This window comes from Trinickia acidisoli (assembly GCF_017315725.1).
In the GTDB taxonomy this organism is placed as follows: domain Bacteria; phylum Pseudomonadota; class Gammaproteobacteria; order Burkholderiales; family Burkholderiaceae; genus Trinickia; species Trinickia acidisoli.
Window position 1 is genome coordinate 1,717,270 of sequence record NZ_JAFLRG010000002.1, and the last position, 20,855, is coordinate 1,738,124.

Annotated in this window: 10 protein-coding genes; 9 read left to right on the top strand and 1 reads right to left on the bottom strand. The window is 66.2% G+C overall.

The window, feature by feature from the left end:
• Positions 1-214: 214 nt before the first annotated feature.
• From J3485_RS26000 to treY, 7 genes are read left to right on the top strand one after another with little or no spacing between them, the layout of a single operon-like run.
• A complete protein-coding gene (locus J3485_RS26000) occupies positions 215-3,709 on the top strand; it encodes an alpha-1,4-glucan--maltose-1-phosphate maltosyltransferase (protein ID WP_206957181.1) in 3,495 nt (1,164 codons plus the stop codon).
• Positions 3,699-7,109 (top strand): maltose alpha-D-glucosyltransferase, encoded by a 3,411-nt coding sequence (gene treS, locus J3485_RS26005; RefSeq protein ID WP_206957182.1) that lies wholly within the window; start codon positions 3,699-3,701, stop codon positions 7,107-7,109. The genes J3485_RS26000 and treS overlap by 11 nt, the downstream gene beginning before the upstream one ends.
• 50 nt (positions 7,110-7,159) lie before the next feature.
• Positions 7,160-9,373, top strand: a complete 2,214-nt coding sequence (glgB, locus tag J3485_RS26010) for a 1,4-alpha-glucan branching protein GlgB (protein WP_206958400.1) — start codon at positions 7,160-7,162, stop codon at positions 9,371-9,373.
• A gap of 51 nt (positions 9,374-9,424) precedes the next feature.
• Positions 9,425-11,575, top strand: a complete 2,151-nt coding sequence (gene glgX / locus J3485_RS26015; RefSeq protein WP_206957183.1) for a glycogen debranching protein GlgX — start codon at positions 9,425-9,427, stop codon at positions 11,573-11,575.
• 33 nt (positions 11,576-11,608) lie between these two features.
• Positions 11,609-13,537 carry a malto-oligosyltrehalose trehalohydrolase gene (gene treZ / locus J3485_RS26020; RefSeq protein ID WP_206957184.1) on the top strand — a complete coding sequence of 643 codons (1,929 nt, stop codon included), beginning with the start codon at positions 11,609-11,611 and terminating at the stop codon, positions 13,535-13,537.
• Entirely contained in the window at positions 13,534-15,798 is a 2,265-nt protein-coding gene (malQ, locus tag J3485_RS26025; protein WP_206957185.1) for a 4-alpha-glucanotransferase, read from the top strand. Before treZ ends, malQ begins: the two co-directional genes overlap by 4 nt.
• Positions 15,795-18,626, top strand: a complete 2,832-nt coding sequence (gene treY / locus J3485_RS26030) for a malto-oligosyltrehalose synthase (protein ID WP_206957186.1) — start codon at positions 15,795-15,797, stop codon at positions 18,624-18,626. Before malQ ends, treY begins: the two co-directional genes overlap by 4 nt.
• Positions 18,627-18,678: 52 nt before the next feature.
• On the opposite strand, the gene J3485_RS26035 is transcribed toward treY, so the two are convergent.
• Positions 18,679-19,449 (bottom strand): sensor histidine kinase, encoded by a 771-nt coding sequence (locus J3485_RS26035; protein ID WP_309477089.1) that lies wholly within the window; start codon positions 19,447-19,449, stop codon positions 18,679-18,681.
• Positions 19,450-19,635: 186 nt separating this feature from the next.
• Between J3485_RS26035 and J3485_RS26040 the strand changes: the two genes are divergently transcribed.
• Complete coding sequence (locus J3485_RS26040) at positions 19,636-19,977, top strand: FKBP-type peptidyl-prolyl cis-trans isomerase (protein ID WP_206957188.1); 342 nt, start codon at positions 19,636-19,638, stop codon at positions 19,975-19,977.
• Between the two features lie 30 nt (positions 19,978-20,007).
• Entirely contained in the window at positions 20,008-20,853 is an 846-nt protein-coding gene (locus J3485_RS26045; RefSeq protein WP_206957189.1) for a helix-turn-helix transcriptional regulator, read from the top strand.
• Positions 20,854-20,855 lie beyond the last annotated feature (2 nt).

A 20,855-nucleotide genomic window follows, 5' to 3' on the forward strand; every position in this document is an offset into this window, starting at 1 on the left:
CTTGACGCCACCGACGCCATCCGTTCGTCGAATGCGGGCCCGCTCAGGGCACGGCGGCATGCATCGTGCTTTCCGCTCACTCGCGCGCTCATGTCTCCGCCTCTTCGTGCCGTTGCCCGTGCCGATGCGCGGATCATCGAACGCCGCCTGACAACGCGATGCGATCGCACGGTGGACGTGCATCCACATCGCCCGGACGAACTGGAACGGACCGATGGAATATCGTCACGCCTATGCGCCGCGGATTTACTTTCTTCACCCTCTACTCGTCGGGCCGCTCGAGGCTTGGCCCGCTCACTTCGAGCGCGCGGCGGCACTCGGCTTCGACCACGTCCTGATCGGCTCGCCTTTCGCCACGGGGCAAGCCGGCCACTCGCAGCTCACCGCCGATCACGCACGGCTGCACGCGATCTTCGGCACCGCCGACGATGCCGACAACGGCCTGCGTCGACTTGCGGAGGCTGCCCGCGCCGCGGGTCTCGCATTGCTCGTCGACGTCGTGCTCGATCGGGTCGCGGCCGACGGCGAACTGCTGCGCACGCATCCGCAATGGTTTCATCCCTACGAGCCGGCGCGCGTTCGGCTCGATCCGCGCCATGCGCGCCACGAGGACAACGCGGCCTATGCCAACTTCGGCGATCCGCACGCTGCGGCGCAGTTCGGCCGCTGGTGGAACGAGCGGCTCATCGCGCTGACCGATGCCGGCGTGGCCGGCTTCCGCTTCGACTCGCCGCATCGCGTGCCGATCGACATGTGGCTCGAACTGCGCGCGGCAGTGCATGCGCGGCGCGAGGACGTGCGTATGCTGGCCGCGACGCCGGGGCTTGCGCGCGACGATCTCGCGCGCCTCGAGCGAGCGCAGTTCGACAGCGTCTTTTCGTCCGTGCGCTGGTGGGATTTCCGCGAAACCTGGCTGGCCGAGGAACATGCGGCGCTCGCGCGCGTCGGCGCGCCGATCGCGTTTCCCGAAGCGCCCTATGGGTCGCGCCTTTCGAGTGAATTCGCCTATGCCGCGGATGCGGTCGTAATCGAGCGCGCCTATCGCCGCGCAATCGTGACGAGTGTCTCGCTCGGCACCGGCTGGCTCGTGCCGATGGGCTTCGAATATGGGGTTGCAGAGCCGCTCTCGCACACGAGCGGCAATGCGCAGCGGTACCGCGACGCGTGCGCGGCCGCGCGCTTCGATCTATGCGACGCCATCAAACAGGCCAACGCGCTGCAACGGCAAACGCCTTTGCTGGCAACCGTCGGTGAAGCGCGGCAACTTTCGGCGGCCGGATCGAATGTCGCCGCGATGCTCCGCGGCGACTGCTTCGACCTACGCGATGCGCGCACGGCCGTGCTGCTCGTCGTCAACCCCGACTTGAGCCGGCCGGCGTTCCTCGAGCCGGCTCGCTTGCTCGACGGCGTTCCCGGCAACTTCGCGGCGTTCAAGCCGCTCGGGCGCCCATGCAGGGACGAAGCCGAGCCGCTGCCCGCCTGTGCCCTCGACCCGGGCGAAGCGCGCATCTATCGCGCGCAGCCGTGCCCGAACGTGGCCGCGCGGCGCGCCACGAAGCGCGGCGCAACGGCCTTGGCTATGGAAGCACTCGCCGCGCCACGCATCGCGATCGAAAGCGTCACGCCCAGCGTCGACGGCGGGCGTTTCGTCGCGAAGCGCGTCGTGGGAGAAGAGATCGAAATCGGCGCGGCAATCTTCGGCGAAGGCCACGACAAGATCGCGGCCGCCGTGATCTGGCGCGCCATCGATGAAACCGCCTGGCGCGAGACCCCGATGCAACCGGCCGAGCCCGCCGGTCTCGACCTTTGGCAAGGCCGCATCACGCTCACGCGCGTCGGTCGCCATGAGTTCACGGTCGTTGCATGGCGCGACGATTTCGCTTCGCTCGTCGATCACATCCGCAAAAAGCTCGATGCCAATCAATCGGTCGAACTCGAACTCGAAGAGGCGCGCCATCTGCTAGCCCGCATATTGGCCGAGGCCGAGACGGCCGACGAAACGGGCGCGCAACAGCAGATTCATCAAGAGCATCGCGGACACGAAGCGCAGCACGCTGCCATCGCCGAACTGAAGCGCATCGCGATGCGCTTCGGCAATGCGAGCCACGCAGCGCGGCTCGAAGCCGTACTTGCACCCGAGACGGCCGAAGCCGTCGCGAAGTCGCGACATCGCCCGTTTCTCACACGCGATGCGACGATCTATCGCATCGACGCCGAACGCGCCGCGGCTCGTTTCGCAAGCTGGTACGAGATCTTCCCGCGTTCGATGAGCCGCGATCCCACGCGCCACGGCACGTTCGACGACGTGATCGCACAACTGCCGCGCATTCGGGACATGGGCTTCGACGTCCTTTACTTCCCGCCGATCCATCCGATCGGCAAGATCAATCGCAAGGGCCGCAACAACACGCTCAAAGCGCAGCCGGACGACGTCGGCAGCCCGTATGCGATCGGCAGCGACGAAGGTGGTCACACGGCCGTGCACCCCGAACTCGGCACGCTCGACGACTTCAAGCGCATGCTTTGCGCCGCCCATGCGAACGGGCTCGAAATCGCACTCGACTTCGCGATTCAATGCGCACCCGATCACCCGTGGCTGACCGAGCACGCGACGTGGTTCGCGTGGCGACCCGACGGCACGCTGCGCTACGCCGAGAATCCGCCGAAGAAGTACCAGGACATCGTCAATCCCGAGTTCTACGCGCACGATGCCAAGCCCGCGCTGTGGCTCGCGCTGCGCGACATCATCGCGTTCTGGATCGATGCGGGCGTGCGGATCTTTCGCGTCGACAATCCGCACACGAAACCGTTGCCGTTCTGGGAGTGGATGATCGCCGATATTCGTTCGCGCGAGCCCGGTGTCATCTTCCTCTCGGAAGCATTCACGCGCCCGCGCCTCATGTACCGCCTCGCGAAGCTCGGCTTTTCCCAGTCGTACACCTACTTCACGTGGCGCGAATCGAAACGCGATTTCACGGAGTACCTGACCGAGCTCACGCAGACGAACGTGCGCGAGTTCTTCCGGCCGAACTTCTTCGTCAATACGCCCGACATCAATCCTCGCCATCTGCAGGCGCAAGGTCGCGCCGGCTTCATGATCCGCGCGGCCTTGGCCGCCACGCTGTCCGGCCTATGGGGTGTCTATTGCGGCTTCGAGTTGTGCGAAGCGGCCGCCTTGCCGAGCAGCGAGGAATATCTCGACTCGGAGAAGTATCAGTTGCGCGCGTGGGATTGGCATCGACCCGGCAATATCGTCGACGTGGTCACCGCGCTCAATCGCATTCGGCGTGCCAATCCCGCACTGCATTCGCATCTGGGTCTCACGTTCCTGACCGCTCACAACGACCGCGTTCTCTTTTTCGAAAAGGCGACGCGCTCGCGCGAAAACGTGATTCTCGTCGCGATCAGCCTCGATCCGTTCGGGCCGCAAGACACCGATCTCGAACTGCCCTGGCACATGTTCGAGCACTGGCGCATGCAGGAATGGGACGCGCTTGCCGTCGCCGATCTCGTCACGGGCCAGCGCTTCGAATGGCGCGGCCGGCGGCAGCACGTAAGGATCGAGCCCGACGCGCGGCCTTTCGCCATTTGGCGTATCGCGCCCGCCGCGGGTTTGCCGCGCGACGAGCGTGCCCATACGGCCGCGAGCCCAATCGGACACGATGGACACAGCGGACACGGCGCCTCGGAGATGCACCATGAAGCGTGAAGATCAATCCCTGGATTCGGCCGCCGCGCAGTCGGAGTCGGGAAAACGCGCGCGCGCTTCGCGGCGCGCGGCGGGCGCACCGTTGTCGGACGATCCGCTGTGGTACAAGGACGCGATCATCTATCAGGTGCACGTGAAGTCGTTCTTCGATGCGAACAACGACGGCGTCGGCGATTTCCCCGGCCTCATCGCCAAGCTCGACTACATCGCCGAGCTCGGCGTCAACACGATCTGGCTGCTGCCGTTCTATCCGTCGCCGCGCCGCGACGATGGCTACGACATCGCCGATTATCGCGGCGTGCACCCCGATTACGGCACGCTCGCCGACTTGCGCCACCTCATCCAAGGCGCGCACGCGCGCGGCATGCGTGTCGTGACCGAGCTCGTCATCAATCACACGTCCGATCAGCACCCGTGGTTCCAACGCGCGCGCCGCGCCAAGCCCGGGTCCAATCATCGCAATTACTACGTGTGGTCCGATACGGACAAGAAGTATGAAGGCACGCGCGTCATCTTCATCGATACCGAGCCGTCGAACTGGACGCACGACCCCGTCGCGGGCGCCTATTACTGGCATCGCTTCTACTCGCATCAACCCGATCTGAACTTCGACAACCCCGCCGTGCTGCGCGAAGTGCTGCAAGTCATGCGCTTTTGGCTCGACATGGGCATCGACGGACTGCGGCTCGATGCAGTGCCTTACCTCGTGGAGCGAGAAGGCACGAGCAACGAGAATCTGCCGGAAACGCACGCGATCCTCAAGCGCATTCGCGCCACGATCGACGCCGAGTATCCGAACCGGATGCTGCTTGCCGAGGCCAACCAATGGCCGGAGGACGTGCAGGAATACTTCGGCCAGGAAGACGAATGTCACATGGCGTTTCACTTCCCGCTGATGCCGCGCATCTACATGGCGATCGCGAGCGAGGATCGTTTTCCGATCACCGACATCATGCGGCAAACGCCGGAGCTGCCGCCCACGTGCCAATGGGCCATCTTCCTGCGCAACCACGACGAGCTCACGCTCGAGATGGTGACCGATTCCGAACGCGACTACTTGTGGAATACCTACGCGAGCGACCGGCGCGCGCGGCTCAATCTCGGCATTCGTCGACGGCTCGCGCCGCTGATGGAGCGCGATCGGCGCCGCATCGAACTCATCAACTCGCTGCTGTTGTCGATGCCGGGCACGCCCGTGATCTACTACGGCGACGAGCTCGGCATGGGCGACAACATCCACCTCGGCGACCGCGACGGCGTCCGCACGCCGATGCAATGGTCGTCGGACCGCAATGGCGGCTTTTCGCGCGCGGACCCCGAGCAACTCGTCCTGCCACCCGTCATGGGCACCCTGTACGGCTTCGACGCCGTCAACGTGGAAGCGCAGACGCGCGACCCGCACTCGCTGCTGAACTGGACGCGCCGCATGCTGGCCACGCGCCGCTCGAAACGCGCGTTCGGTCGCGGTACGGTCCGCTTCCTGCGCCCGTCGAACCGCAAGATACTCGCGTATCTGCGCGAAATGGAAGGCGAGGCGCCGATTCTTTGCGTGACGAATCTTTCGCGCGCGCCGCAGGCGGTCGAGCTCGATCTGTCCGAATTCGCCGGCCGCGTACCCGTCGAGATGACGGCCGATTCGGTGTTTCCGGCGATCGGCCAGCTCACGTATCTGTTGACGTTTCCGCCCTACGGCTTCCTTTGGTTCATGCTCTGCAACAGCGAGGATAGCCCGTCGCGGTCGCAGCCCGGCTCCGAGCAATTGCCGGAGTTCGTCACGCTCGTGCTGCGCACGGGACAAACGGGCCCCACGCCCGAAAACGTGCGGCTGCTCGAATCGGAAGTGTTGCCCTCCTATCTCAGCCGTCGCCGCTGGTTCGCCTCGAAGGACCAAAAGCTTCACGCGGTGCGGCTCGCCGCGCTAACGACGATCCCCGACGCCGGTTTCGCCTTCACGGAGATCGAAGCCGACGTCGGGCGCCATACCGAACGCTACGTGTTGCCGCTGGCGATTTCATGGGGCGCGGATACGACCGTCCCGCTGTTCACGCAGCTTGCGCTCGCGCGCGTTCGACGCGGACGCACCATCGGGCATTTGACCGACGCCTTCTCCCTGCCGCTGTTCGCGCACGGCGTGCTGCAGAAGTTGCGCGAGCATGCAGCCGTGCCCACCGTCCAAAAGAGCGAGATCCGCTTCGTCCCAACGGCACGTTTTCCAGAACTCAGCGAGCTAGGCGACTCGCCGGAAATTCGCTGGATTTCGGCGGAGCAAAGCAACAGTTCGCTCGTGATGGGCGAGCGCGCCGTTCTCAAGCTCGTGCGGCGCTTGATCGGCGGTATTCATCCCGAAGCGGAAATGAGCCGGCATCTGACCGAGATCGGCTATGCGAATACAGCCCCCCTCTTCGGCGAGGTGGTGCGCGTCGATCCGCAAGGGGTACCGCACACGCTCGCGCTGCTGCAAGGATTCATCGAGAACCAAGGCGATGCGTGGAACTGGGTGCTCGACTATCTGCGCCGCGTGATCGATGAGCTTGCACTCGCGCCCGAAACCGACGAACCCGATCCGGAGAAATTCGACGGCTACCGCGCGCTGACCGGCATGATCGGCCGCCGCCTCGGCGAATTGCATGCGGCGCTGGCCGCGCCGTGCGACGACCCTGCGTTCGCGCCCGAGACGGCCACGCGAGCCGATATTCGCGGCTGGGTGGAGGGCGCGCGCACGATGCTCGAGCGCGCGCTCGACGTGCTGGCGACAGAAGGGGGAAAAGAAGGATCGAAAGAAGGGGCATTGATGGGCCATGAGATGCGCACGCTGGCGCAAGAACTCGTCGATCGGCGTGCGGCGCTCGTCGAAGCCCTCGAACGGCACGTGCCGCGCGACGTCGACGCGCAACGCATCCGCGTGCATGGCGATTTTCATTTGGGTCAAGTGCTGATCGCGCAAAACGACGTCTATCTCATCGACTTCGAGGGCGAGCCTGCTCGCAGTCTCGATGAGCGGCGCATGAAGCGCAGCCCGCTCGTCGACGTGGCCGGCATGCTGCGCTCGCTCTCGTATGCGAGCGCGGCGGCACAGCCCGTGTCGGAAAACGCGCCGACTCAGACGGCCGATCGCAAGCGCGCGCTGTTCGAACGCTTCCGCGAAGAAGGCCAGCAAGGTTTCCTCGCCGGCTATCGCGAGGCGGTCGGTCATGCCGCGCGTCCGCTCGTCTCGCCCGACGTCGAAGCCGTCCTGCTCGATCTGTTTCTCGTCGAGAAGGCCTCCTATGAAGTGCGCTACGAAGCCGCCAACCGGCCCACCTGGCTCGGGCTACCGCTACGCGGCCTCGCCGCGCTGGCCTCGCGGCTGCTCGGCGACGCTCGCGACGATGGCGAAGCCTCGGCGCCCGAGCAACCGTGAGCATTGCCGAGATGGCTCCCATGAACGACCAACCTTCACGCATCCGCGCGATCTCCGATCGCGATCCGAACGTAGGCATGCATTCCGTCGACATCGAAGCGCTCGTCGACGGCCGCCACCCCGATCCGTTCTCGCAGCTCGGACCGCACCGCACCGCCGCGGGCGACACCGTGCGAACGCTATTGCCGGGCGCGGCGAGCGTCTCCGTCATCGCAAGCGCAAACGGCGAGTGCATCGGCAAGCTGGCCCAGATCGATTCGCGCGGGCTCTTCGCCGGGCTCGTGGAGCGCGACGAACCCTATCGACTCCGCATCGACTGGCATGGCGTCGAGCAAGAGATCGAGGATACTTATTCGTTCGGTCCCGTGCTATCCGAAGACGCGCTCGCGCGCCTCGCGCGCGCCGATCCGTATGCGGTGCTCGATTGCCTCGGCGCGCGGCCCTGCACGGTCGAAGGCATACCGGGCGTACGCTTCGCCGTCTGGGCGCCGAACGCGCGGCGGGTATCGGTCATCGGCGACTTCAACACGTGGGATGGCCGCCGTCATCCGATGCGGTTGCGGCACGTGGCCGGCGTCTGGGAACTGTTCGTGCCCCGGCTCGCGGCCGGTGCGCGCTACAAGTACGAGATCGTCTCGCGCGACGGTCGCACGCTGCCGCTCAAGGCCGATCCGTGCGCATTGCAAACGGAACGCACGCCGGCGACGGGCTCGGTCGTTGCCGATTGGAGCGGGCTCGAACAATTCCCGTGGACGGACGGCGCCTGGATCGCAAATCGAGCGGCCCGGCAAAGCGCACGGGCGCCGATCGCCATTTACGAGGTGCATGCCGAATCGTGGCTGCGCGTCGAGGAGGACGGCCGCCGCGGTCTCGATTGGTACGAACTCGCGGACCGCCTGATTCCGTACGCACTCGGGATGGGCTTCACGCACGTCGAGTTCTTGCCGATCGCGGAACATCCGTTCGGCGGCTCGTGGGGCTACCAGCCGCTGTCGCCGTTCGCGCCGTCGGCGCGCTTCGGTCCGCCGCAGGGGTTCGCGCATTTCGTCAATCGCGCGCATGAGGCGGGGCTCGGCGTGATCCTCGATTGGGTCAGCGCGCACTTTCCGAACGATGCGCACGGCCTCATCCAATTCGACGGCACCCCGCTCTATGAGCACGCGGATCCGCGCGAGGGGTACCACCAAGACTGGAACACGATGATCTACAACCTCGGCCGCAACGAGGTCAGCGCGTTCCTGGTCGCATCGGCCCTCGCGTGGTTGTTGCGCTATCACGTCGACGGGCTGCGCGTCGATGCCGTCGCTTCGATGCTCTATCGCGATTACTCGCGCGCCGAAGGCCAGTGGGTGCCGAACATCCATGGGGGCCGCGAAAATCTCGAGGCGATCTCGTTCTTGAAGCGCGTCAATCATGAAGTCGGATACGCCCCCGGCGTGCCGGGTGCGGTGACGATCGCCGAAGAATCGACGGCATGGCCCGGCGTGACGGCGCAGCCCGAGGACGGCGGCCTCGGCTTCCACTTCAAGTGGAACATGGGCTGGATGCACGACACGCTCCATTACATGCACGAGAACCCGATTTATCGCCGCTATCACCATCACAACATGACGTTCGGGATGGTCTATGCGTACTCCGAGCGTTTCGTCCTACCGCTCTCGCACGACGAAGTCGTCCACGGCAAGGGCTCGCTGCTCGGCAAGATGCCCGGCGATCGCTGGCAGCAGTTCGCGAACCTGCGTGCGTACTTCGGCTTCATGTGGACGCACCCCGGCAAAAAGCTGCTGTTCATGGGCGGCGAATTCGCGCAGTACGCCGAATTCGATCACGACGCCTCGCCGCATTGGCATCTGCTCGACGAGCCGCTGCATCACGGCGTGCAAACGCTCGTGCGCGACCTGAACCGGCTCTATGCCGCCGATCCGGCGCTGCATGCGCTCGACGCCGAGCCGGGCGGCTTCGAATGGCTCGTCGGCGACGACAACGCGAACAGCGTCTTCGCTTATCGCCGCTGCGACGGCGCGGGGCGCGAAATCACGGTCGTCTGCAATTTCACGCCCGTGCCGCGTCACGGCTATCGCATCGGCATGCAACGCCCCGGCTGGTGGAGCGAAGTGCTGAACACGGACGCAGCCGTGTACGGCGGCTCGAACCTGGGCAACGGCGGGGGTGTCGTCACCGAAGAAGTGGCGAGCCACGGCAAGCCGCAATCGGCCGTCCTCACGCTGCCGCCGCTCGCCACGATCGTGTTGCGCGCGGCGTAACCGCGCGCAGCACGACAAGGATGATGACAAGGATTACAACAAGGACGCGGCATGGCGAATTCACTCCCCGACCGACTCGACCCCGGCGCACCGTATCCGCTCGGTGCGACGTGGGACGGTCTCGGCGTGAATTTCGCGGTGTTCTCGGCGAATGCAGAGCAGATCGATCTTTGCCTGTTCGATCCGACCGATCACAAGGAGCTTGCGCGCTTGCCGCTCGCCGAGTGTACGGACGAAGTCTGGCACGGCTATCTGCCCGGTGCGCATCCGGGCACCGTCTATGGCTTTCGTGCTCACGGCTCCTATCAGCCGCAATACGGCCATCGCTTCAACGCGGCGAAGCTGCTGATCGATCCATATGCGAAGAAGCTCACGGGACCGTTTCGCTGGTCCGATGCGCTGTTCGGCTATCGCGCGCACTCGAATCGGCTCGACTTGTCGCTCGACAAACGCGACTCGGCGCCGGTCGTGCCCAAATGCGTCGTCATCGACGAAGCGTTCGATTGGTCGCGCGACATACGTCCCGACGTGCCGTGGTCGGAGACCGTCATCTACGAAGCGCATTTGCGCGGCCTATCGATGCTCAACCCCGACGTGCGTCAGCACGAGCGCGGCACGTTTGCGGCGCTCGCTTCGCCGCGCTTCATCGATCATTTGCGCGATCTCGGCATCACGGCACTCGAGCTGATGCCGATTCACGCGTTCCTCGACGAACGCTTCCTGCTCGAGCGCAATCTGACGAACTACTGGGGCTACAACACCGCGGCGTTCTTCGCGCCGCAAGCGTCGTATTTATCGACGCGGCGCTTGAACGAGTTGCGTATCGCCGTGCGCCAGTTGCATGCGGCCGGCATCGAGGTGATTCTCGACGTCGTCTACAACCACACCTGCGAAGGCAACGAACTCGGCCCGACGATCTCGTGGCGCGGGCTCGACAACGCAAGCTACTACCGGCTCATTCCCGGCGACGAACGCCACTACATCAACGACACGGGCTGCGGCAACACGATGAATCTGTCGCATCCGCGCGTGCTGCAGATGGTGATGGATTCGCTGCGTTACTGGGTAAGCGCGTTTCACGTCGACGGTTTCCGTTTCGATCTCGGCGTGACGCTAGGGCGCGAAGGCACGGGCTTCGATCCCGGCTCGGGCTTTTTCGACGTGATTCGGCAAGACCCGATCCTATCGCAGCGCAAGCTCATCTCCGAGCCTTGGGACGTTGGCCCCGGCGGCTATCAAGTCGGCCGTCACCCCCCGGGATTCGCGGAATGGAACGACAAATTCCGCGACTGCGTGCGGCGCTTCTGGCGCGGCGATGCGAGGATGCGCGCCGAGCTCGCCGCGCGCATCGCCGGGTCGTCCGAACTGTTCAACCACCGCTTCAGGCGGCCGTGGGCCTCGGTCAACTACGTCGCGTCGCATGACGGTTTCACGCTTGCGGACGTCGTCTCGTACGAACGCAAGCACAACGAAGCGAACGGCGAGAACAACGCCGACGGTCACAACGAGAACTGGAGCGCGAACTGGGGCGTCGAAGGCCCGACCGAGGATGCGGCGATCGAATCAATGCGCGCGCGCGTCGCGCGCTCGATGCTCGCGAGCGTGTTCACGTCGCTCGGCACGCCGATGCTCACGGCCGGCGACGAGTTCGGACGCAGCCAGCGCGGCAACAACAACGCCTATTGTCAGGACACCGAACTATCGTGGCTCGATTGGCGCCACGCCGATTCGGACGAGGGGCGCGCGTTGATCGCATTCACCGCGCGCCTGATCGCACTGCGCCGACAGCATCCGCTGCTGCGCGACATGCGTTTCTTGAACGGCGACGCCGACGTGTCGGCGGACATGAAAGACGTCGGTTGGTTCGACGAATGCGGCAAGCCGCTCACGAGCGAGGCATGGCAAGCCCCCGAAGCGCGCGCACTCACATTGCGCCGAGCCGGGCCCGACCTCGAGGGAAAAGTCGAGGTGCTGCTGATGATGCACAACGGCTCGAACACAGACCTGATGTTCGTGCCGCCCGCACCGCGTCTGGAATGGAACGTGCTGGCCGATAGCACGAACCCGAGTTCACCCGTGCATCGGCTCGACGGCGAGCAACTTCAAGTCGGCGCGCACGGCTTCGTCCTGCTCGCCGCGAAGCCACCGCGGACCGAAACCACAGCGTCGGCCCACGCGCCGACGGAAGGCCTGGACCGATGATCGTCTCGCCTTCTCGAGCAAGGAGCCGCTGACATGTCAGAACACCGACCCAACTCACCGAATCGCCGCGCGCATCGATTACCGTTCGGCGCCGAATTGATCGATGCGCCCGCCGGCGAATCGCCGCGCACGCGTTTCCGGCTTTGGGCGCCCTCGCGTGCCGCGGTGCACGTGGAATTCGAATACGAGGGCAACGCGAGCATCGTCGGCATGACGCCGACCGGCAACGGCTGGTTCGAAGCGCAAGCCGAATGCGGCGCGGGCACCCGCTATCGCTATCGGCTCGACGGCGACCTCGCCGTGCCGGACCCCGCCTCGCGCTTTCAGCGCGAGGACGTGCACGGGCCGAGCGAAGTCGTCGATCCGCTCGCCTACCCATGGCGGCACCCCGAATGGCTCGGTCGTCCTTGGGAAGAGATGGTCGTCTACGAATTGCACGTCGGTGCGATGGGCGGCTATGCGAACGTTGCTCGACGCCTGCCGCATATCGCTCAGTTGGGGGCAACGGCGATCGAGCTGATGCCGCTCAACGATTTCCCGGGTCTTCGCAATTGGGGCTACGACGGCGTGCTGCCGTTCGCGCCTGATTCCGCCTACGGCCGTCCCGAGGACCTGAAGGCGCTGATCGATCGCGCACACGAGTTGGGGCTAGCCGTGCTGCTCGACGTCGTCTACAACCACTTCGGCCCCGACGGCAACTACCTGGCGCAGTATGCGCAAGCGTTCTTCCGCGACGACGTGAAGACACCGTGGGGTCCCGCCATCGATTTTCGGCGCGGCGAGGTACGCGAATTCTTCTGTCAGAACGCGCTTTACTGGCTGCACGAATACCGCTTCGACGGCCTTCGCCTCGACGCCGTCCATGCGATCGGCGACGACGGTTGGCTGCGCGAACTCGCCGACCGCGTGCATGCCTCGCTCGAGCCGCGGCGGCATGTCCATCTCGTGCTCGAAAACGAGCACAACACGGCGAGCCTGCTGCAAACGCACTTCGACGCCCAATGGAACGACGATGCGCACAACACGCTGCACGTCCTGCTTACGGGGGAGCACGAAGGCTATTACCGCGCCTATGCCGACCAGCCCATCGCCAAGCTTGGGCGTGTGCTGTCGGAAGGCTTCGCCTATCAAGGCGAGCCGTCTCCGATCCACGATGGCGCCCCGCGCGGCGAACCGAGTGCGCAGTTGCCGCCGACAGCGTTCGTCATGTTTTTGCAGAACCACGATCAGATCGGCAATCGCGCGTTCGGCGAGCGCCTGCGAACGCTTTGCGCACCGCAAGCGCTGCTCGCGGCCACGGCGTTGCTGCTGCTGTCCCCGCAGATTCCTCTGCTGTTCATGGAAGAGGAATTCGGCTCGACGCAGCCGTTCCTCTATTTCACCGACTATGCAGGCGGCCTCGCGGAGGCCGTACGTGAAGGCCGGCGCCGCGAGTTCGCGAAGTTCTCCGCCTTCACGGCCCCCGAGCGCCGCGCCCGCATCCCCGATCCGAACGCCGTGCAGACGTTCGCGCTGTCGTCGTCGCCCACCGAGGAGGAGCCCGACGGAACGGGCGTCGCGACGCACGGCGAGCGCTCGGCATGGTTGCACTTCTACCGCTCGGCGCTCGCCGTGCGCGCAAAGCTCATCACGCCGCGCCTGCGCGGCGCGCGCGCGCTCGACGTCACGCTGCTGCGAACGGCGGTCGGCCACGATGCCAATGCACTCCTCGTGCGCTGGCGGCTGGGCGACGGCGAAACGCTCACGGTCGCCTTGAACCTGAGCGCCGATACGCTGCCGTTCGAAAAACGGCCCGACGGCATGGTCATCTTCGAAACACCGCCGCGCGCGCGCGACAGCGTCGATGCTTATCGATTGCCAGGCTATGCCTGCCTCGTCTGGCTGACGGGCGACGTCAACGCGTTCGCCCTGCAACACGATGCGCGCCGCCCCGCTGCGGAAGGGAAAGGAAGCGCGCCATGAACGGGCCCGGATCGACCTCGCCGTCGCTCGGCCGCGAGACGATCGAGCGGATCGCCGCGCGCGCCGGCTTCGAAGTGCATTGGGAAGATGCAGGCAAGCGAACCCACCGCGTGAAGCCCAAGACGCTCGCGACATTGCTTGCCGCGCTGGGCCTGCCCTGCGGCACACAAGCCGAGGCGCAAGCAACGTTGGCCATGCTCGACGCCGAACGTGCCTCGCACAAGCTGCCGCCGCTCGTGACGGCCGAATGCCATCGCGCCACCGCGCTGCCCGTCATGCCGACACAAACGAGCGCCCTCTATCGGATCGAGCTCGAAGGGGGTGGTGTCATCGAAGGGCGCTTGGCGGCCCCGAGGGGCGAATCGACATTGCTCGCACCCATCGCGGAGCCGGGCTATCACACGCTCGAGCTCGGCAATCAGCGCACCGTGTTGGCGGTCGCGCCGCCGCGCTGCTATACCGTCGAAGATGCCTGTCGCGACGCGAGCGCCGCAACCAACGGCAAGCGCGCGCGGCGCAGCGACGCCGACGCACCGCGCGCCGCCTCGATCTGGGGCATCGGCGCGCAACTCTACGGGCTGCGCCGTACCGGTGACGGCGGCATCGGCGACTACACCGCGCTCGCGTCGCTCGCGCGGCACAGCGCACGCGCGGGCGCCGACGCGCTGGCGATCAGCCCGACGCATGCGATGTTCAGCGCCGACCCGCGCAAGTTCAGCCCCTATGCGCCGTCGTCTCGGCTGTTCCTGAACGTCGCCCATATCGACCCGTCCACGGCGCTCGGCACCCAGGCCTTCGAGGCCGTGCTCGACGCCGCCGGCGCGCATGGCGAGGGCTCGTTCCGCGAACGATGGGCCACGCTCGAAACGTTGCCGCTCATCGATTGGTCGAACGCCGTCACGCTGCGCCTCGCGATATTGCGCGCGCTGTACGCACGCTTTTGCGAGCACGAGCGGACGGCCGACACACCGTTGGCCCGCGAATTCGCCGCGTTTTGTTCGCGTGGGGGACGCACGCTCGAAGATCACGCACGTTTCGAAGCGATCGATGCGATCGAGCGCGGACAGCACGGCACCGGTCATTGGCGCGACTGGCCCGCCGAGTTCACCGACCCGCGTCGCCCCGAGGTCGATGCCTTCGCGCGCACGCATCGCCACGAAGTCGATTTCCATGTGTTCCTGCAATGGCTTGCCGCCAAAGGCATGACATCGGCTCAGCGCGCCGCGCGCGACGCCGGGATGGCGATCGGGCTCGTCGCCGACCTTGCCGTCGGCTGCGATGGCGCCGGCAGCCATGCCTGGTCTTATCCCGACGATATGCTCAGGTCCGTCTCGGTCGGTGCCCCGCCCGACTTGTTCAATCAAGCGGGCCAAGCCTGGGGGCTGACGACGTTCTCGCCTCGCGCCATGCGCACGCAAGGCTTCCGCGCGTTCATCGACATGCTGCGCGCCACGTTCGCCTATGGCGGCGGATTGCGCATCGATCACGTATTGGGCCTGCAACGGCTATGGCTCGTGCCCGAAGGCGCCAGCGCAGCCGACGGAGCCTATCTGCGCTACCCGATGACCGATACGCTGCGTCTCATCGCACTCGAATCGATGCGCCATCGCGCAATCGTGATCGGCGAAGATCTGGGCACCGTTCCCGACGGGTTCCGCGAACGCCTGGCACGCCACGGCCTGCTCGGCATCAGCGTGCTCTGGTTCGAGCGCAGCGAAGACGGAGGCCGCTTCAGGCCGCCCGCGCAATGGAGCCGCACAGCCCTTGCCACGACGACCACGCACGATCTGCCGACCGTCGCGGGATGGTGGTGCGGCGCCGACATCGCCTGGCGCGACAAGATCGGCCAAACCACCGCGCGTGCGGACGGCCGCGATCCCGTTGCGCTGGCCAATGCCGAACGGGCCGCCGATCGCCACGCACTGTGGCGCGCATTCCAGCATGCGGGCGATGCGGCGCCCGGCGTCGGCGCGCCGCCGAAAGACCAGCCGCCCGTCGACGAAGCACTGACTTTCGTCGCATCGACGCCGGCGCCGCTCGCGCTCTATCCGCTCGAGGACCTGCTGGGCCTCGCCGACCAACCGAACTTGCCGGGCTCGATCGACGAGCATCCGAATTGGCGCCGACGTCTCGCCGCGCCGATCGAAGCGCTCTTCGACGGCGGCGTGCTGACCGATCGCTTGCTCGCCCTCTCGGGCAGGCGCGCGTCTGCGGCACGCCCTCGCAACGGCCCGACCTCCGACAAGCCCAGCAAGCCATGACCGTCCCGCGCTCCACGCTACGTCTGCAGCTCCATCGCGGCTTCACGTTCGACGACGCGCTCGCTCACGTCGACTACTTCGCCGCACTTGGCGTGAGCCACCTCTATTTGTCGCCGATTACGACGGCAATGCCCGGCTCGCTGCACGGCTACGACACGATCGACTACACCCACGTGAACCCCGAGCTCGGCGGCGAAGCGGGCCTGCTGCGTCTGGCCGACGCTGCGCATGCGCGGCAAATGGGGCTCATCGCCGACATCGTCCCCAATCACATGGGGATCGCGAGCAGCCACAACGCGTGGTGGCTCGACATTCTCGAATGGGGCCGGCACGGCACGCATGCCCGCTACTTCGACGTCGACTGGCATTCGCCCGATCCGGCGCTGCGCGGCAAGGTCCTCGCACCGTGCTTGGGCGCGCCCTACGGCGACGAACTCGCGGCCGGCCGCATCATGCTGTCGTTCGACGCCGCGCAAGGCCGGTTCTTCGCGTGTTACGGCGAGCATCGTTTCCCGATTTGTCCCGTCGACTATCCGCTGATCCTGCGCAGCGCGGCGCATGCCGAGCATCCCGAACTGACCGCGCTCGCCGAGCGCTTCGACGGCCTCACGGTGCAGCCCGAGCAGCGGCCGCGCGCCCAGGCCGCGCTCGACGCGCTGCGTGCATTCGTGTCGGCGAACGGCGCGCAAGCGTTCGATGCCGCGCTCGCCGCCTATTGCCCGAGCCACCACGCGTCGCGCGAGCGACTGCATCGTCTGCTCGAGCGGCAGTTCTTTCGCTTGGCGTGGTGGCGCACCGCAGCCGACGAAGTCAACTGGCGGCGCTTCTTCGACATCGGCACGCTCGCGGCCATGCGCACCGAGCGCGCGGAAGTGTTCGACACGGTGCATGCGCTCGTATTGCGCCTGTTCGCGCAAGGCGTCATCGACGGCGTGCGGATCGACCACGTCGACGGGCTCGTGGACCCGCGCGAGTACTGCCAGCGGTTGCGGGAAAAACTGGCCGAGCGCGAATCCGAGCGCCCGCCGCAGCTCGACGGCTCGCGTGCCTATGTCGTCGTCGAAAAGATCCTCGCGCGCGGCGAAGCGTTGCCTGCCGATTGGGGCGTCGACGGCACGACGGGCTACGACTTCATGAACGACGTCGGCGCGCTGCTGCACGATCCTCAGGGAAGAGCGCCACTGACGGCGGCGTGGGCCGAGCTGTCGGGATCGAGTGAGACGTTTGCCGATCTCGTCTGCGATGCACGACGCAAGATCCTCACTGAAAACCTGTCGGCCGAGCTCGATCGCGCAGCGCGCGGCATCCATCGAATCGCGCGGGAGCACTCGGCCAGCCGCGATTTCACGTTCACGGCGATCCGTCGCGCCCTGGCCGAATTGGCCATCCACTTTCCCGTCTATCGGATGTATCCGCACAACGGCACGCGTACGGCCGCCGACGAAGCCTACTTCCGCCAAGCGCTCGAAGGCGCGCGCCGGACGATGGCGCGCGGCGATCATGCGGTCTTGGCATACGTCGCGGCGTCGCTCGGCGGCGACGGCCACGATGGTCGCGACGTGCGCAACAACCGCGCCAGCGAGCCGCGCTCGGCAGCCGGCATCGTACCCGCCCGCGAACGGCGCGCGGCGGCCACGCTGTTTGCCCAGGTGACCGCGCCGTTGGCGGCGAAGGCGCTCGAAGACACCGTCTTCTACCGCTACGGGCGCTTGCTCTCGCGCAACGAAGTCGGCGCGGATCCCGACGAATTCGCACTCGATGCGCACGCCTTTCACGCCGCCAACCTTGAACGCGCGCGGCGCCTTCCGCATGCGCTCGTCGCGACGGCCACGCACGATCACAAGCGCGGCGAAGACGTGCGGGCGCGCCTTGCCGTGTTGAGCGAAATCGCGGACGAGTGGACGGCAAAACTGCGCGCCTGGTCAACGCTGAACGCGCCGCATCGGCGCGCGTTCGACCCAGCCGCCGAGGCCATGCTGTATCAAACCTTGGTCGGCGCGTGGCCATACGAGCTCGACTGCGCCGACGCGGAGGGTGTTCGAGCATTCGCCGAGCGCGTCGCGCAATGGCAATTGAAGGCATCGCGGGAAGCGAAGCTGCAAACGAGTTGGCACGCCTGCGACGAAGCGTACGAAGCGGCCTCGCGCGCGTTTCTCTTCGATATCCTGGCGCCCCAACGGCGCGAAGGCTTTCTGCGCGAACTGTCCTCGTTCGTGGCGCGCATCGGGCGTGCCGGCGCGATCAACGGTTTGTCGCAAGCCCTATTGCGCATGACGTGCCCAGGCGTGCCCGACCTTTACCAAGGCACGGAGCTTTGGGATTTCAGCCTCGTCGACCCGGACAACCGGCGGCCCGTCGATTTCGACCAACGACGCGCGTGGCTCGTCGACACCCCGCCGAGCGAACAGTTGCAGAACTGGCGCGACGGCCGCGTCAAACTCGGCCTCGTGCATCGGGCGCTGACGTTGCGTGCGGTCTCGCCGGCGCTCTTTCTCGAAGGCTCGTACGTCCCGCTGGCGATATCAGGCGTTCACGCCGGGCATGCGATCGCTTTCGCAAGGCAACATGGCGACGCTTACGCCATCGTCATCGCAACGCGGCTCGCATCGTCGCTGATCTCGGCGTCGGGCGATGTCCCGCTCGTCGATCCGGCGGTCTGGGAAGATACGTCGATCGCGTTGCCGCCCGCGCTGGCGGGACGCGCGTTGTTCGACTGCTTGAGTCCCGCGGCGCCCAAAGCCGACGGCGCGGGCAGGCTCTATCTGTGCGACGCGTTGAGCGCGTTGCCGGTCGCGCTGCTCGTGGAGGAAGGCGTGCCGCGCGACTAGCTTGCCGCGCTTTCGCCGAACCGAGCCGAGTCCCGCGCTGATCGGCGCAGCGCTACTGCGCAGCGAGCGGGACGCGCAACAGAAGCGTCGACGGCTCCCCGTCGGCCAGCGCGCTTTGCTCGAACGTGCCGCCATGCGCCAATGCGACGCGCTGCACGAGCGCGAATACCCAGGCAATGCGCCCCGCCTCGCGCGGCTGTACCGCTTGGCTGCGCGCAAACGGCTCCAACGCGTGCTGCAGTTCCGTATCGGCCAACGCGGCGAAACGTGTCGTGAACGCGATTTCGATGCGCCAGAAGCCGGCGTCCAAATCGCTCTTCAGCGCGATCTGCGCGCCGGGCGCGCTCGCTTCGGCGGCAAAGACGAGCATGGTCCACAGCGCTTGCGCGAGACGCTCGCGATCGCCGTCGCAACGCTCCCCATCGAGCGACGACATGACAGTCACCGTCGCGCCGCGCGCCTCCACGAGCGCACGCCACGCATCCTCGAGTGCACGTTCGACGACGGCGCGAACCGGAAAGGATTCGCGCGCGAGCGGCAACGACTTCGTTTCCGCGCGCGTCTTGTCAACGGCATCTTCGAGCAGCTTCACTTGCTGCTCCACGCCCGAACGAATGCCCGCCAGCGCGCGCTGGGCCGATGCATCGGCGGTGTCCAGCTTGCGTTCGAGCACGTACGCCCAGCTATGAATCGCGTTGAGCGGACTGCGCAAATCGTGGGAGACGAGGGACAGGACATGATCGCGCATGAACAGCGCGACTTCGGCCCGCAGGTGCGCGAGACGTTCGTCGGATGCGGCAACGGCGTTGAAAGACGTCGACACGATCGCCCTCTTGGAAAGTCGCTCGGCTGTCCCGGCAGCGTCGCCGCAACGAGAGGGCAAGTGCCGCTCGTCACGTCGCAACGGCCCGTGACGCCATAAGCGTGTTGAGTAGACGGACATTATAGGCACCCCGGGCGGTGCAGCGCCTACAATGACGGTTTCATCTGAAATCGGAGCGTAACCATCATGACAATCGTGACCACCGAATCGGGATTGAAGTACGAGGATTTGACTGAAGGTACGGGTGCCGAGGCGGCCGCAGGCCGCACGGTCAGCGTCCACTACACGGGCTGGCTGGCCGACGGCCAGAAGTTCGATTCGAGCAAGGACCGCAATGATCCGTTCGCATTCGTACTCGGCGGCGCAATGGTCATCAAGGGCTGGGATGAAGGCGTGCAAGGCATGAAGGTCGGCGGCGTGCGGCGCTTGACGATTCCGCCGCAACTCGGCTACGGCGTGCGCGGCGCGGGCGGCGTCATTCCGCCGAATGCGACGCTCGTCTTCGAAGTCGAATTGCTCGAAGCTTGAGCGCATAGCCGAACGGCATACCGCATAACGATGAACGAGCACGCAATCGTATCGCCCGCCTTGGCGCTGCGCCACTACGGCGCCGTCAGCGCATGCGACGTGCATACGTTCCATCAGATCGTGCTCGGCGTGGACGGTGCGATGGAGATGGCCGTCGACGGTGTCGGCCATCGCATCGACGCGCGCCACGCTTGGCTGATTCCCGCCGGCGCGCGCCACGAGTACGCGGGCATCGGCGAGAACCGGCAGCTCGTGCTCGACGTACCGTGCGCTTCGTTGGCGCTGCCCGAGCGTTTTTTCTCGCGCGCGCTGCCGTTGACGATGAACGATGCGCTCGTCGGCATCGTGCACGATGCCGCTTCGTATGCCGCACGCATGGACCGGCTGGATGCGACGTCGGAAGCGGATCGCCGTGCAGTCGGTACGCTGGCTGATGCGCAGGACACGGCGCGCGCGGCAGGTTCGGCACATTCGGCACGCCGCTTGGCATGGGATACCGCGGCGCGCTTGGCGGTCTTGCTCGGCGACAGCATCGGCGTCGAAACGCCGGCCTCGGGGCTCGACTATGCGCGCATCGACAAATGGTTGCGCACGCATCTATCTGAGCCTCTGCGCGTCACCGATCTCGCCGCGCACTGCGGCCTCGGCGAACGCCGTTTCCATCAGCTCTTCGACGAGGCGTTCGGCACGACACCTCATCGTTATCTGCAGCGGCTTCGTCTCGACACGGCGCTCGCGCTGCTATGCGATCCGCGCCATACGTTAGCGGATGTCGCGCTGATGGTGGGTTTCGCCGATCAAAGCGCCTTCACGCATGCGTTCACGCCACGCTTCGGGCTCGCGCCCGGACAGTGGCGAGCGACGCGGATGCAGTAACA

Bases quoted from the DNA above. Each gene is read 5' to 3' on its own strand.
- J3485_RS26000 (WP_206957181.1), top strand. From the start codon at position 215: ATGGAATATCGTCACGCCTATGCGCCGCGGATTTACTTTCTTCACCCT.
- treS (WP_206957182.1), top strand. From the start codon at position 3,699: ATGAAGCGTGAAGATCAATCCCTGGATTCGGCCGCCGCGCAGTCGGAG.
- glgX (WP_206957183.1), top strand. From the start codon at position 9,425: ATGGCGAATTCACTCCCCGACCGACTCGACCCCGGCGCACCGTATCCG.
- treZ (WP_206957184.1), top strand. From the start codon at position 11,609: ATGTCAGAACACCGACCCAACTCACCGAATCGCCGCGCGCATCGATTA.
- malQ (WP_206957185.1), top strand. From the start codon at position 13,534: ATGAACGGGCCCGGATCGACCTCGCCGTCGCTCGGCCGCGAGACGATC.
- treY (WP_206957186.1), top strand. From the start codon at position 15,795: ATGACCGTCCCGCGCTCCACGCTACGTCTGCAGCTCCATCGCGGCTTC.
- J3485_RS26040 (WP_206957188.1), top strand. From the start codon at position 19,636: ATGACAATCGTGACCACCGAATCGGGATTGAAGTACGAGGATTTGACT.
- J3485_RS26045 (WP_206957189.1), top strand. From the start codon at position 20,008: ATGAACGAGCACGCAATCGTATCGCCCGCCTTGGCGCTGCGCCACTAC.